Raw genomic sequence first — 13604 nt, 5'->3', positions numbered from 1 at the left:
TCACGAGCGGGGGCTCCTGTCGTTTCCGTGCCCCTGGATTGGGTCATAGTGTCTGACTTCGCCAAGACATCGGTGTTGCCCGACCAGTCGTTTTGGCACTTAGGTGGCAATTAGGGACGTTCCTTATGTGCCGGCACTTGGGGACACTCCTTGCGCTGATAGTCGTTGGGTTAGTCGTTGGGGACGTTCTTGTTTGACTAGTCATTTAAGAACGTCCCAAACGACTAACTTCCTTCCCGTAACCTTTCTGCAACAATTTGCCCTTCACGCTGCCCGACTTCGCTCGTAACGTTCCCTGCGCTACACTTAGTCGCACTGTGGCGCTGCCGCGCCGCGCCCGAACCAAGGGGGACACTCATGAAGAACACTCAGCTGCTGCTGATCAACGATATGTGCGGTTACGGCAAGGTCGCGCTTTCCGCCATGCTGCCGGTGCTGTCGCACATGGGCTATCGCATTCACAACCTGCCGACGGCCCTCGTTTCCGATACGCTCAACTACCCCAAGTTCTACATCCACGACACCACGGAGTATGTCCGCCAGAGCCTCGCTATCTGGGAGGAGCTCGGCTTTGAGTTCGACGCCATCTCGACCGGCTTTATCGTGACCGAGGAAGAGACGCGCATCATCTCGGACTTCTGCCACCGCCGTGCGCAAAAGGGCACCAAGGTGTTCGTTGACCCCATCATGGGCGACAACGGCAAGCTCTATGCGGGCGTGCCCGAGTCCACGATTGGCCTTATGCGGCGCCTGCTGGAGTGCGCAGACTACGCGGTGCCCAACTATACCGAGGCGTGCCTGCTTGCCGATAGGCCTATCGCCGAGCAAATTACGCCCGATGAGGCCCGCGCCCTTGTGGACGCTGTGCGCGAGCTGGGTGCCAAGTCGGTGGTCATTACGGGCGCCGTGGTCAATGGCACGAACGCGGTTATCGGTTACGACCATGTGGCGGGGGAGTACTTCACGATTCCCTTTGAGCTCATTCCGGTCTATTTCCCGGGCACGGGCGACACGTTCTCGGCGGTGCTCGTCGGCCGCGTTATGGCCGGTTGGAGCCTGCAGCGTGCGACGAGCGATGCCATGCGCGTGGTAGCGGAGCTTATCGAGCGCAATGCCGACCAGGAGGATAAGTCCGCCGGCCTTCCCATCGAGGCCTGCCTGGATGTGATTGACCATGAGTAATGCTGATGAGGGCGGCGTCAAGCCTGCGGGCGAGAACAAGCCGCTCGGCGCGCCGCGTGGCAAGCGTCCGCGTATCCGCGTGAGCTGCGTGGACCAGCTGGGTGCGTGCCGCTGCCACCATGGTCACAAGCCGGGCGACGTCTTTGACTTCGACCGAGACCGCGGCAAGATGTGCGCTATGGCCTGCCATGTGGGCTTTCCCTATATCGATATCCTGCGCTATGGCGGAACCGTGCCTGGCAACGAGCCCGGCACGGCAAAGTTCTGCTGCCCCGAGGTCGATACGCTGAACGTCTGGCTTGCCGAGATCGTCGACGAGTAGTCGAGCGCAATGTGACAAAGGGACAGTCCCTTTGTCACATTCGCCGGGGCTGCCCCTTCTTTTTGCTTATAATCCTAAATCTCTGCATTTCATCCGATTTTAGGTTCTAAAAATCATACATTTCATCGATAATTAAGCGCATAAAACTTTGCATTTCATTTGATGACACTGAGGGGAGAGCCTATGCTGCGCAGGAAAATAGCGGCAGAGCTGGAGCGTTGGCTGAAGTCTGCCGAGCAAAAGGCCTTATTCATCACGGGTTCTCGCCAGATCGGCAAAAGCTATTCGATTCGCGCATTTGGCAAAGCCAGCCATGCAACCTACATCGAGCTCAATCTCATGGAAAATCGCCAGGCAAAAGATGCTCTTCTCGAGGCGCGGAATGCCGATGATTTCATCAGCAGGGTGACGCTTCTTTCGGGAAAGTCGATTGCACCAGGCAAAACGCTCGTGTTTATCGATGAGGTCCAAGAGGCCCCCGACATCATGACGATGGCAAAGTTCCTTGTAGAGGACGGGAGGTGCCGCTGGGCGTTTTCGGGGTCAATGCTCGGGACCCAGTTCAAGGGCGTCAGGTCCTATCCCGTGGGGTATGTCCACGAGCTTAGGATGTTCCCGCTCGATTTTGAGGAGTTTTGCTGGGCAACCGGGGTGAGCGAGGGGGCTCGCCAAACGATACGTGACGCGTGTATCAGCGAGAGGCCCATTCCTGATTACATTCATGACGCGATGATGGCAAACTTCAGGACCTATACCGTTGTCGGCGGAATGCCGGAGGTCGTGCAGCGTTTCCTTGACACGCAGGGCGACCTTGCCTCTGTTCGTCAGCTACAGTCCGAGCTCAACGAACAGTACCGACGGGATATTTCCAAGTATGCAAGCGGGCGTGCCCTTCAGGTGCAGAGCATCTACGATCAGCTCCCCATTATGCTTGAGGGCGAACACAAGCGTTTCGTGCTCAATTCCATTGACCCCAAGGCGCATTATGAGAAGTACCAGCGAGATTTTGTCTGGCTTGTCGATGCCGGCGTTGCTCTCAAAGCCGATATCGTAACCGAGCCAAAGTCGCCCCTGCTCAAGACGGCACGGCCATCGCAGTTCAAGCTATACCAATCGGATACGGGCATGTTGATGGCGCGCTACCCCGTTGGAGTCGCCCAAGCGGCGTATCTTGATAGCAAGGAGCCCAATCTGGGCGGCTTTTACGAAAACGTGGTGGCCCAGCAGCTGGCTGCCCAAAATCGCCAGCTTTACTACTATCAGACAAAAAAGCGCGGTGAAGTGGACTTTGTGGTCGATGGGCCGGATGGGACGGCTGTTCCGATCGAGGTTAAATCGGGCTCCTATTACCACGCGCACGCTGCGCTCGGTCATGTGCTTGATACGGCTGAATATGGCGTAAGGCTCGGGATTGTTTTCTCGAGAGGCAACGTTGAGCGCAACGGAGCGGTTCTCTATTTGCCGCTATATGCGACCTGGGCCCTTTCGGATGTTTTGGGCGACTCCTGCGCCGAGGGGATAAAGCTGGAGGTCAAGCCGGTCTAGGGCCAGTCCCGGATGTGGCAAAGGGGCAGTCCCTTTGTCACATTCATGAGCGTGGATTTTCTCCCGTTTAGAGCGCACTCGAGCGCTCAAAGTGGGAGAAAACCCACGCTCGTTTCGCGCCGGAGACGTGGCTCGCGACCTCGCTTGTCTACAGTTGCTCGAGCATAGCGGTGCAACCGTCGAGCACGTCGCGGTAGGTGGCATCGAAGTTGCCGGTGTACCAGGGATCGGCCACGTCACCGGGGCGCTCGGTCCAATCGAGCAAGCGTGTAACCTTGCCGTCGGGGTCGTCGCCAAAGATGCGCCGCAGGCCGCGGGCGTTCTCGTCGTCCATATAGACAATGTGGTCCCAGTCGCCATACTCCGCGCGACGCACCTGGCGGGCACGGTGCGCAACGACGGGAATCCCGACTTCACGCAGCTTGGCGACCGTGCCATGATGCGGCGGGTTGCCGATCTCCTCAGTTGAGGTCGCAGCGGAGTCAATGACAAACTCGCCCGCGCGCCCGGCGCGCCGCACCAGCTCGGTAAACACGGACTCAGCCATCGTCGAGCGACAGATGTTCCCATGGCAGATAAACAGTACACGTTGCATATGCGGTTTCCTTTCGATCGCCATCATCGAGCTCGAGTATCGCATCTACGCCTGCGCCATCGTCCTCTTGCGTTCCCAGCGAGCCAACTTAATCGTCACCAGCGTGAGCGCCCAGGCCACAAGCGAGAACACGGCACCGACCGCGCCTACATATGCAATGCCAACGCTGCTTACCACGGCGCCGCCCACTGCGGTGCCAAACGAGATGCCGACGTTAAACGCCATGGGCTCAACCGAACTTGCGAGTACCATCGACTTGGGATGGCGGCTGCGTGCCACGTCCATAAAGTGCGTGATGCACGACACCGAGAACAGGTACATGAGCAGCGCCAGGCTAAAGACAAAGACCAGCGCGAGCGGCATGGTGCCGCCCACAGCAAACAGTCCGAGTAACGCTGCAGCCTGCAGCACAAACGTCACGAGTAGCGCCTTCATGCCAAAGCGCGCATCGATCCATCCGCCCAGGATGTTCGAGATCAGGCAGAACACGCCGTAGGCCATGAGCGTGGTACTGGCTTCGACCGTGCCCATGCCCAGCACCTGCTCAAGATAAGGCGTCACGTAGCCGTAAAAAACGTAGACCGACCCCACGCCAAACAAAAAGATGAGCATGCCGGTGATGATGCTCGGCTCGCGTAGTAGACCCGCCTGTTCGCGAAAAGTGGCGGGCTCGTCGGTTTGCCCAGCGCGCGGCATAAACGCCACGAGCGCTCCGCAGATCAGAACGGCAAAGGTCAGCGTGCCGTACATGGCCACGTGCCAGTCGAGCGTGTCGGCCACAAACTTGCCGATCGAAGTGACAAAGACCATTGCCACGGAAAACGCGCCGTACACTACCGAGATGGCGAGTGAGGTCTGCTGCGGGGACAGCAGCTCAGGGATGTACGTTACGCCCACGGCGAGCAGCGCACCCGAGACGGAGCCCAGGACAATACGCGAGATAAACAGCACTTGAAAGTTGGGCGCCAGCGCCATAACCAAATTGCCGAGCACAAAGACGATGCTGTAGCACACGAGCAGCTGGTAGCGGCGAAAACGCCCCGTGCTGAGCGCAAGCACTGGCGTCGCGATGGCGTAGACAAGCGCAAACACGCTAATAAGTTGGCCTGCGGTGGCAAGCGATACGCCGAGTTCCGTTGCCAAGTCGCTTTCGATGCCGATGACCACGAACTCGGAGCAGCCGAGCGAGAATCCCAACAGCACGAGCAGCGCCAGGCAGAGCTTGGTGCGCGCAGGGGAGAGCGCGGCGGCGGTTGACTTACTTTTAGGCGTGGTTGCGGCGGTCAAGGTTGTCACTCCAATGTCGCATGAATAAGCGAGATTCAATCCCTGCAACTCTAGCAGAATGTGACAAAGGGACAGTCTCTTTGTCACATTGCGCTGCCGGCCGGTCGCCCAAACCGTCACAACATTCGGCGAAAATCTCGAAATCGAGGAAAAACGTCGAATGTTGTGATGGTTTTCCTATCTGTGCCGGCGAGCTGCCGTGCCGTCTGGGGGTATAAGACTAGCGAGTGTTTATTTGCGAGGCCTAAGGGGCGCCCCGTATGGATATCGATAACTTTGAATGGTGGTATAGCGAGGGTGAGGCTCCGGACGAGGAGTGGGACGAGCCCATGCCGCGTGACGTGTCGAGCGACGAGGACGAGACCGGCAACGACGTCGCCGCCGATTCGGACGCCGCCCTCGACCCCGTCGAGCCCCTGACCTTCGAACAAGCTTGGGCCCAGGCCGAGGCAGACGAGGCCAAGGCCGACGCTACGGCCACGCTCGGCGAGCCAGCCGACATGTCCATCTCGCCGGCAAAGATCCCGCAGCCGCGTCACACCATCGACCCCGACAGCACGGCATCCTTCAGCATTCTCGACGTGCCCGCGCAAGGCGCCCAGGCGCCTGCGCCCACACATCGCCCCGACCTGGCTCGTGAGGAAGACGCGGGCCGCCGTTCTCCGCTCGGCCCCATCCTTATCGCCTTCATGGCCGGCGTTATCGCATGCTCGGTAATTGGAAACGTCTGGAGCCATGTTGAACAACAGCGAAAAGACGCCGCCAAGGTCGAGATGTCTATCGAGCAATCGCTCGGCCGCACGCGCTCGGTACATGTGTCGGTCGAGGTCAAGGACGGCGCGACGTGGGACACCGCGCGTGGCGACAGCCAAATGCTCATCCACATCGTGGGGCGTACGCTCAAAGGGCAGACGATTGACGAGTATCAATACGTCAATTCCGCTGGTGACGGCATCGAACTTAAGCCCGGCGACTACGAGCTCACCGTCGATGAACCGCCCGTCGCCACCGACGGCACGCGCTTCCGTGCCTCAAAGCGCATGGTCCCCGTGAGCTTTAACTCACAGGCGCCCGACACGGTCGACACCACACCGCAGGGCAGGTTCGACCTTTACGTGGATACCCAGTAGGCACTCGCCGCTCATTCCGCTATGGCTACTCAATAATCGCCTGCCGTCCCGTCCCGCCGCCAAGAGTGGGACAATAGCCCTCGACACTATTGTTTACTTTTGGAGGAAGTAGCATGTCTACTGTCACTACCATCAAGCGCGGCGGCCTCACCGCGGCCATCGATTCCATGGGTGCCCAGCTCACGAGCCTTGCCCTCAACGGCAACGAGTATCTGTGGCAGGGCGACCCCGCCTTTTGGGGCAAGCATGCGCCCATCCTGTTCCCCATTGTGGGCTCGCTGCGCAACAACACGGCGACGTCTGCGGCCGGCACCTGCGAGATGCCGCGCCACGGACTCGCGCGCATCGTCGAACACAAGCTGGTCGAGGTTTCGGAGGACGGCTCCTCGGTAACGTACGAGATCACCGACACGCCCGAGTCGCTCAAGGCGTTCCCGTTCCACTTTAAGCTCAACATGACCTATGCCCTGACTGGTGACGCCACACTTACCCAGACCTTTGCCGTCACCAATACCGGCGACGTGGACCTGCCGTTCTCGGTGGGCGGCCACCCCGCGTTTAACGTACCGGCTCCCGGTGCCGAGGACGAGGCATTCGAGGATTACGAGCTGGCGTTTACCGAGGCTTGGACTAATGAGGCTCCCATCATCACGCCCGACGGTCTTATGACGTTCGAGGGCAGTTACAAGGCTCCCGATAACTCGGACGTGCTGCCCATCACGCACCGCAGCTTCGATAACGACGCCATCATGTTCACCGATACCCCGGGCTCCACGCTCACGCTGCGCGGCCGCAAGTCGGGCCACGGCGTCAAGATCGACTTTGAGGGCTTTAAGTACATTGGCGTGTGGTCTGCCGCCAACGACGCCCCGTTTGTGGCGCTCGAGCCCTGGACCGGTCACACCACCATGGACACCGAGGACGACGTCTTTGAGCACAAGGTCAACACCATCACCTTGGCTCCCGGCGAGACGGATGTTCGCAGCTTTAGCGTTACTCTGCTTTAACAGGCTGCATACCTGGGACTAGTCGTTGGGGACGTTCTTGTTTGACTAGTCGTTTAAGAACGTCTCCAACGACTATCAATCGTTTTCAGTTCGTAAACTTGCATATATGCATTTATATATGCATTTGCTGGAGGTAGCGCTGAGCGGTATCCTGTTAAGTCGTCAGCATACGATTCAACAGGGAAGGCAGATTATGCATTCTCCCCATCAACGCGACGCGCATCCGCAGCCGATATGCAGCCGTCGCATCTTTTTGGGTAGCGCTCTCGCTGCGAGCGCTACTGTCGTCGCCGGCGCACTTGCCGGTTGCCAGCGCCCCTCCACGCTGGAAGTAGTTCAGCCCACGACGGGTGGCGGTCGCGACGACCTGTCCGATTCCGTTATCGGCAAGGATAAGATCCGCATTGGCATGGAGGCGGCCTACGCCCCGTACAACTGGCAGGTTTCCGAAGCCAGCGAGTACACCATCCCCATCGACAACGTGCAGGGCGCCTATGCCGATGGCTACGACGTGCAGATCGCCAAGATCGTCTGCAAGGCCCTCGGTGGCGAGCCCGTTGCCGTCAAGCAGAGCTTTTCGGGCCTTATCGATTCGCTCAACAACGGCCAAATCGACCTCATCATCGCCGGCATGAGCGCCACGCCCGAGCGCGAAGAGTCGGTCGGCTTCTCCGACCCGTACTTCATTGGCTACTTTGGCCTATTCGTAAAAGAGGGCTCGCCCTACCAAAACGCCACCAAGCTTAGCGACTTTAGCGGTGCCACGGTGCTCGGCCAAAAGGACACCATGCTCGACACCGTCATCGACGAGATCCCGGGCGTTGTGCACAAAAACCCGGTCGACTCCGTCCCCACGGTGTTCTCGAACCTGCTGCAGGGCACCTGCGACGCCGTGACCTACAACACCGAGAACGAGAAGGGCTATATGGCTCAAAACCCGGGCATCGTTCCCATTCATTTTGCCGAAGGCGAGGGCTTTAAGCAGGAGGTCGCGGCAAACGTCGGCTGCCGCAAGGGCTCGGACAAACTGCTTAAGCTCATCGACAAGACACTCAAGGGCATTAGCCAAGAGGAGCGCGACCAAATGTGGGACGCGTGCCTCGACCGTCAGCCGGCATAGGGAGGCAGCATGAAAACCGTCAATCGCCTGGCCTCCTTTATCAAGGCCGATCACCGTTACGTATACCTGGGCACGAGCGTCATCGCGGCGCTTGGCCTGGCGTTTAGCCAGCGCAACCCCACGCCGCTGAGCTTTTTGGCGCCCACTGGCATCTTCCAGGACTGCCTTTGGGCGATCCTGTGGGCCTGGGTCGTCGTGTCGGCGGCGGCACTCGTCACCAAGCTCATGCACTGGAACGACTATCGCGAAAAGTCGCCGTTCGCCTCCGAGCGTTTCCGCCGCGGCGCGCGCCTGGGTAGCTATGTTGTGGTCGCCATCGCAGCGATCTTTTTCGTGGACCGCTGCATCATGTCGTTTATCGACCTGGTGCAGGTGAGCATTGTCTCGGATTCCAACCCCAGCGACTTTTTGTCGAGCCTGGTCTACATGACCTACAAGAGCGGCGACTTCTTCATCCGCGGCATCGAAATCACCATCGCGCTTGCCACCTTCGGCACCGTCATCGCCTTCTTCCTGGCACTGCTCTTTGTGTTTTTGCGCATTCAGACGTTCGACCGCGTGGACAACGACTTGGTGCGTTTCTTTAAGAGTATCGGCCGCGGCTTCGCGACCGTCTACTCCACCATTGTGCGCGGCACGCCCATGATGGTCCAGGGCCTGCTTATCTATTACGCGGGCTTTACCGTTCTGCGCGGCATGGGCTTCGAGACCGCCCAGGCCAACCAGATCTGGAGCACCTTTACCGCCGGCCTCGTCACCATCTCGCTTAACTCCACCGCCTACATGATGGAGGTCCTGCGCGGCGGCATCGAGTCCATCGATCCCGGCCAAGCCGAGGCGGCGCGATCGCTGGGCCTGTCGCAGTGGCAGGCCATGCGCAAAGTCGTGTTCCCCCAGGGCATTAAAAATGCGATTCCGGCGCTCACCAACGAGCTCATCATCAACATCAAGGATTCGTCGGTGCTCTCGGTCATCGGCGTGTTCGACCTTATGTACGCTACTACCACGGTCGCCGGCGTGTACTACCGCCAGATGGAGGTCTACTGCGTGGCGCTCGTGGTCTACCTGATCCTGACGCTCGTGGCGAGCCGCCTGCTCGAAGCCTTTGGCAAAAAGCTCGGTGCCGAGGCTCCGGCCACGCTGCCCAGCTCTAACTAGGCTTAAGACGAGGAGAATCATCATGGCAGATACCGCCACTACCGGCGTTGCGGCCGCCGCACAGACCAATGAGCCGCTCATCCGCGTTGAGGGCCTGCGCAAGAGCTTCGGCTCGCTCGAGGTACTCAAGGGCATCGACCTGTCCGTTAACCCCGGCGAGGTCGTCACCATTATCGGCGCCTCGGGCTCGGGCAAGTCGACCTTCCTGCGCTGCCTCAATCTGCTCGAGACCCCGGACGCGGGCCACATCTGGTTCCACGGCCAGGACCTTACGGCCGAGCGCTGCAATATCAATAAACTCCGCGAGGACATCGGCATGGTGTTCCAGGGCTTTAACCTGTTCAACAACATGGACGTGCTCGACAACTGCACGCTTGCGCCCGTCATGCTCAAAAAGATGAGCAAGGCCGAGGCTGAAAAAATTGCGATGGAGCATCTGACGAGCGTGGGACTCGAAAAGTTCGCGCACGCCGCCGTGGGCCGCCTGTCCGGTGGTCAAAAACAGCGCGTAGCCATCGCACGCGCCCTGTGCATGAATCCGCAGATCATGCTGTTCGACGAGCCGACTTCGGCACTCGACCCCGAGATCGTGGGCGAGGTGCTCGAGGTCATGCGCAAGCTCGCGGCCGACGGCATGACCATGGTCGTCGTCACGCACGAGATGGCCTTTGCCCGAACCGTGTCCGACCGCGTGGTCTTTATGGATAAGGGCGTGGTGCTCGAGGACGCCGCGCCGGCCGAGCTCTTTGGCAACCCCAAACACCAGCGCACCCGCGAGTTCCTCTCGCGTTATCTCGAGGACAAGTAACCGACCGCAAATGTTTGCATGACAGGGCCGCTCCCGTGGGGCGGCCCTCGTCATCACAATCGAAAGGATGTCATGGCCGAGGTTTGGCGCTTCTTTGCGCATGAGGATGATTTTGCCGATTTGGACGAAGCTGGTGCGTGCGAGCGCCTGGGCCGCGTGCTGTCGTTTCCGACCATCTCGAGTATGGATGCCGAGGCGGTGAACTGGCAGCCGTTCGACGACCTGCGCGCGTATATGCAGCAGGCTTGGCCGCACGTATTTACGGCGGGTAAGGTCGAGCTTATCGACCATTCGCTATTGGTGACGCTTAGCGGTTCCGACCCTGCCCTCAAGCCCATTATGCTCATGGGCCACATGGACGTGGTTCCCGTGGTACCCGGCACCGAGGCTGACTGGACGCATGCCCCCTTTAGCGGACATGTGGACGACACCTACATTTGGGGTCGCGGCGCCATCGATATGAAAGACCAGGTCGCAGGCATTCTCGAGGCGGTTGAGTATGCGCTCGCGCACGGCTGGGAGCACAAGCGTACCCTGCTGCTCGCCTTTGGCCAGGACGAGGAAACCACGCAGTACGGCGCGGGGGCGATCGGTCGTGTGCTCGAGGAGCGTGGCGTTGAACTTGAATATCTGATCGACGAGGGTGACTACCGTATTGTTTCGGCTGCCGAGTATGGCGCGGGCGAGGGCTGGCTTATGCATGCCGACCTCGCGGAGAAGGGTTACGCCGATATCATACTCAAGACGAAGAGTGAGGGCGGGCATTCGTCCAACCCCTACGGCGGCACATCGCTCGAGGTGCTCAGCCGTGCCATCACCGCAATCTGCGATATCGAGTGGCCGACGCGCGTGACCGACTTGCTTGCCGCTCAACTCGTCGAGTTGGGGCTCTACACGGCCGATGAAATTGCCGCCAACGGGGATGCCATTGTCCGCGATTGCCTCGCCAGCAAAAAGCTCTATCCGCTGGTGACGACCACCTGCGCGCCCACGCAGATCGAGGGTGGCAGCACCGGCGCCAACGTAATGCCGCAGGATATGTGGGCCAACATTAACTTCCGCATGCTCGAGGGTACGAGCGTGGTCGACGTTGTGGCGCGCTGCCGTGAGGCGGTTGCCGGGGCGGACCTTGCCGGTTGTGTCGAAGTGGAGCTGGGCCCCGGCAGCTCCGAGCCTTCGCCGTCTCCGCGTGTCGGTGGACCGGGGCTCGAGGCCGTTCGCGCCATCGCCGCCCGCTATTTCCGTGATCCAAAGGGGACGGAGGAAAACGGACCGAGTGCGACGGGCGGGGCTCCTGTCAGCATCGTCCCCTCGACCGTGATCGGCGCGACCGACGCTGCCAACTATCAGCGCATTTGCCCTGAGTGCATTCGTTTCTCGGCCTTTGTGGTCGACGATGACGAGTGCGACCGAGGCGTCCACGGCACCAACGAGCGCATTACCCGCCGAGTCTACCTTCAGGGTGTCCGCTTTTTCATCGCTCTGCTCCACACGCTCTAGAATCCAACAAAGGGACTGTCCCTTTGTCGGATTCCGTGCGGGTTATATGCAGGTTTGCCTGCGCACGCTATCATGTATGGGTTAGACCGCAACTATGTACCCCATACGCGAAGGGATGCGCATGTATCTGAGGATCGACATGTTCTAGCCGGGCTTACCCCCGCAGCGGCGCCCCGCGCCCCATCAATTCTGCCGATTTTCACCTTCACGCATATAAAGGAGTCCGTCATGCGCGACAAGCTCGAAAAGATCATCAAGGCCTACGAGGAGCTCGAGAAGAAGCTTTCCGACCCGGCCGTCGCCTCCGATATCAAGGAGTTCACGCGTCTCAACAAGGAGTACGCGCACCAGTCCGACCTCATTGCCGCCTCGCGCGAGTACATCGGCGCGCTCGATGACATCGAGGCTGCCAAGGAAATGCTGCACGATACCACCGATGCCGATGAGAAGGAGATGCTCCAGATGGACATCTCCGAAAACGAGGCCAAGCTCCCCCAGCTCGAGGAAGACATCAAGTACATGCTCATCCCGAGCGACCCCAACGACGACAAGAACACCATCGTCGAGATCCGCTCCGCCGCCGGTGGCGACGAGGCGGCCATCTTCGCCGGCGACCTGTACAAGATGTATCAGCGCTTTTGTGAGTCGCGCGGCTGGAAGACTACCGTGCTCGATTCCAGCCCCAGCGAGGCCGGCGGCTTTAAGTCCATTGAGTTCAAGGTCGAGGGCGACCGCGTCTACTCCGTTATGAAGTACGAGTCCGGCGTGCACCGTGTCCAGCGCGTCCCCAAGACCGAGTCCCAGGGCCGCATCCAGACTTCAACGGCTACCGTCGCCGTGCTTCCCGAGGCCGAGGAAATCGACGTCCAGATCAACCAGTCTGACCTGCGCATCGACACCTACTGCGCCTCCGGCCCTGGCGGTCAGTGCGTTAACACCACCTACTCCGCCGTGCGCATCACCCACCTGCCCACCAACACCGTGGTGCAGTCGCAGGAGCAGCGTTCCCAGATCCAGAACCGCGAGGTCTGCATGCAGATGCTGCGCGCCCGTCTGTACGAGATGGAACTCGAGAAGCAGCAGGCAGAGCTCGGTGCCGAGCGCCAGAGCCAGATCGGCCACGGTAACCGTTCCGAGAAGATCCGCACCTACAACCAGCCCCAGGACCGCGTGACCGATCACCGCATCGGTTTCAACTCCACCTACAACGGCGTCCTTCTGGGCGATCAGCTCGGCACCGTGATCGAGGCACTCGCCGCCGCCGAGCGAGCCGAGAAGCTGGCGCAGGCTGTGTAGTGGGTTACGCGGTTTTGCCAAACCGCGTAACGGCTCGACGCTGCGCGCCGCCCAGAGCGACAATTTGTCATTCAAAAGGCAAGGCATGACCAGAAGGTCTATGCCTTGCCTTTTTCATGCCAACTTGTTCGCTCTGGACGTCGCTCGCTGGCATTGCCAAAACATCGGCGTTTTCTTGGTTGTCAAATGATCCGTAGGGAGTCATTGGGGACATTGCCTTGATATTATATTCAGTCGGCTGTGATGGCATTTTAGTCATTGGGGACGTTCTTAAATGACTAGGTTGGGCACATTGCTTTGAGATGTTATTTAATCGGCTTTGATGGCCATTAAGCCGGCTACCTGCTCAAAGAAATTAGCGGCATTCATCTGCTATCGAAAATAATGCTCAAAAAATCGTCCGAGAAGTCGCGGGGCGATTTTTGATGCGTCGCGCGTCAAGTGATTTGGCAAGTTCTTGGTTAGATATTGGTCAGTTTTGGGGCAACCTTGCCAAAAGCTTGACGGATGCAGATTTAGACGTCGACGAATGAACACTTCGATTGCGATTCAAGCAAAATTCTGGGCTGATTCTCGATAATCGCTTCCAATCGTCCCTTGCCGCGTGCCGCCCTCGCGTACAATCTGCTCCGACATTCGCGCGCCGTCCGGCGC

At 59.5% G+C, this 13604-nt stretch carries 12 protein-coding genes; 10 read left to right on the top strand and 2 right to left on the bottom strand.

Annotated elements, in window-relative coordinates; translation table 11 throughout:
• Nucleotides 1–357: 357 nt before the first annotated feature.
• From DW870_RS08315 to DW870_RS08305, 3 genes are all read left to right on the top strand, one after another.
• Nucleotides 358–1182, top strand: coding sequence for a PfkB family carbohydrate kinase (locus tag DW870_RS08315; protein WP_117877417.1), 825 nt, complete (start codon nt 358–360; stop codon nt 1180–1182).
• The gene (locus DW870_RS08310; protein WP_199411406.1) at nt 1175–1504 is read left to right on the top strand and encodes a TIGR04076 family protein; all 330 of its coding nucleotides are present in this window, start codon (nt 1175–1177) and stop codon (nt 1502–1504) included. The genes DW870_RS08315 and DW870_RS08310 overlap by 8 nt, the downstream gene beginning before the upstream one ends.
• A 183-nt stretch (nt 1505–1687) precedes the next feature.
• Nucleotides 1688–3049 carry an ATP-binding protein gene (locus DW870_RS08305; protein WP_117770539.1) on the top strand — a complete coding sequence of 454 codons (1362 nt, stop codon included), beginning with the start codon at nt 1688–1690 and terminating at the stop codon, nt 3047–3049.
• A gap of 148 nt (nt 3050–3197) precedes the next feature.
• Here the strand turns inward: DW870_RS08305 and DW870_RS08300 are convergent, their stop codons facing one another.
• Both DW870_RS08300 and DW870_RS08295 read right to left on the bottom strand, forming a co-directional pair.
• Nucleotides 3198–3644, bottom strand: coding sequence for a low molecular weight protein-tyrosine-phosphatase (locus tag DW870_RS08300; protein ID WP_199411407.1), 447 nt, complete (start codon nt 3642–3644; stop codon nt 3198–3200).
• Nucleotides 3645–3689: 45 nt separating this feature from the next.
• Nucleotides 3690–4940 (bottom strand): MFS transporter, encoded by a 1251-nt coding sequence (locus DW870_RS08295; protein ID WP_233504674.1) that lies wholly within the window; start codon nt 4938–4940, stop codon nt 3690–3692.
• Between the two features lie 251 nt (nt 4941–5191).
• Between DW870_RS08295 and DW870_RS08290 the strand changes: the two genes are divergently transcribed.
• The 7 genes from DW870_RS08290 (at nt 5192) to prfA (ending at nt 12950) form a co-directional block, all read left to right on the top strand.
• A complete protein-coding gene (locus DW870_RS08290) occupies nt 5192–6061 on the top strand; it encodes a hypothetical protein (RefSeq protein WP_117770540.1) in 870 nt (289 codons plus the stop codon).
• A gap of 113 nt (nt 6062–6174) precedes the next feature.
• Nucleotides 6175–7068, top strand: a complete 894-nt coding sequence (locus DW870_RS08285; RefSeq protein WP_117770541.1) for an aldose 1-epimerase family protein — start codon at nt 6175–6177, stop codon at nt 7066–7068.
• A 193-nt stretch (nt 7069–7261) separates the two neighbouring features.
• Nucleotides 7262–8188: a transporter substrate-binding domain-containing protein gene (locus tag DW870_RS08280; RefSeq protein ID WP_117770542.1), complete on the top strand. Its 927-nt coding sequence runs from the start codon at nt 7262–7264 to the stop codon at nt 8186–8188.
• A gap of 9 nt (nt 8189–8197) precedes the next feature.
• Nucleotides 8198–9346 carry an amino acid ABC transporter permease gene (locus tag DW870_RS08275; RefSeq protein ID WP_117770543.1) on the top strand — a complete coding sequence of 383 codons (1149 nt, stop codon included), beginning with the start codon at nt 8198–8200 and terminating at the stop codon, nt 9344–9346.
• Nucleotides 9347–9368: 22 nt separating this feature from the next.
• Nucleotides 9369–10154, top strand: a complete 786-nt coding sequence (locus DW870_RS08270; RefSeq protein ID WP_117770544.1) for an amino acid ABC transporter ATP-binding protein — start codon at nt 9369–9371, stop codon at nt 10152–10154.
• A 72-nt stretch (nt 10155–10226) separates the two neighbouring features.
• Nucleotides 10227–11654, top strand: a complete 1428-nt coding sequence (locus tag DW870_RS08265) for a M20/M25/M40 family metallo-hydrolase (RefSeq protein WP_117770545.1) — start codon at nt 10227–10229, stop codon at nt 11652–11654.
• Nucleotides 11655–11882: 228 nt separating this feature from the next.
• Nucleotides 11883–12950, top strand: coding sequence for a peptide chain release factor 1 (gene prfA / locus DW870_RS08260; protein WP_035138783.1), 1068 nt, complete (start codon nt 11883–11885; stop codon nt 12948–12950).
• Nucleotides 12951–13604: the final 654 nt, after the last annotated feature.

Source organism: Collinsella sp. AM38-1BH, assembly GCF_003467545.1.
Classification (GTDB): Bacteria; Actinomycetota; Coriobacteriia; order Coriobacteriales; family Coriobacteriaceae; genus Collinsella.
The sequence above is the reverse complement of the archived record's forward strand: the minus strand, read 5'-3'. Positions and strand labels throughout refer to the sequence as shown.

What these genes read in the sequence shown, in the direction of transcription:
- prfA (WP_035138783.1), top strand. Translation starts at nt 11,883, where the DNA reads ATGCGCGACAAGCTCGAAAAGATCATCAAGGCCTACGAGGAGCTCGAG.
- DW870_RS08300 (WP_199411407.1), bottom strand. Translation starts at nt 3,644, where the DNA reads ATGCAACGTGTACTGTTTATCTGCCATGGGAACATCTGTCGCTCGACG.
- DW870_RS08315 (WP_117877417.1), top strand. Translation starts at nt 358, where the DNA reads ATGAAGAACACTCAGCTGCTGCTGATCAACGATATGTGCGGTTACGGC.
- DW870_RS08265 (WP_117770545.1), top strand. Translation starts at nt 10,227, where the DNA reads ATGGCCGAGGTTTGGCGCTTCTTTGCGCATGAGGATGATTTTGCCGAT.
- DW870_RS08290 (WP_117770540.1), top strand. Translation starts at nt 5,192, where the DNA reads ATGGATATCGATAACTTTGAATGGTGGTATAGCGAGGGTGAGGCTCCG.
- DW870_RS08280 (WP_117770542.1), top strand. Translation starts at nt 7,262, where the DNA reads ATGCATTCTCCCCATCAACGCGACGCGCATCCGCAGCCGATATGCAGC.
- DW870_RS08270 (WP_117770544.1), top strand. Translation starts at nt 9,369, where the DNA reads ATGGCAGATACCGCCACTACCGGCGTTGCGGCCGCCGCACAGACCAAT.
- DW870_RS08275 (WP_117770543.1), top strand. Translation starts at nt 8,198, where the DNA reads ATGAAAACCGTCAATCGCCTGGCCTCCTTTATCAAGGCCGATCACCGT.
- DW870_RS08305 (WP_117770539.1), top strand. Translation starts at nt 1,688, where the DNA reads ATGCTGCGCAGGAAAATAGCGGCAGAGCTGGAGCGTTGGCTGAAGTCT.
- DW870_RS08285 (WP_117770541.1), top strand. Translation starts at nt 6,175, where the DNA reads ATGTCTACTGTCACTACCATCAAGCGCGGCGGCCTCACCGCGGCCATC.
- DW870_RS08310 (WP_199411406.1), top strand. Translation starts at nt 1,175, where the DNA reads ATGAGTAATGCTGATGAGGGCGGCGTCAAGCCTGCGGGCGAGAACAAG.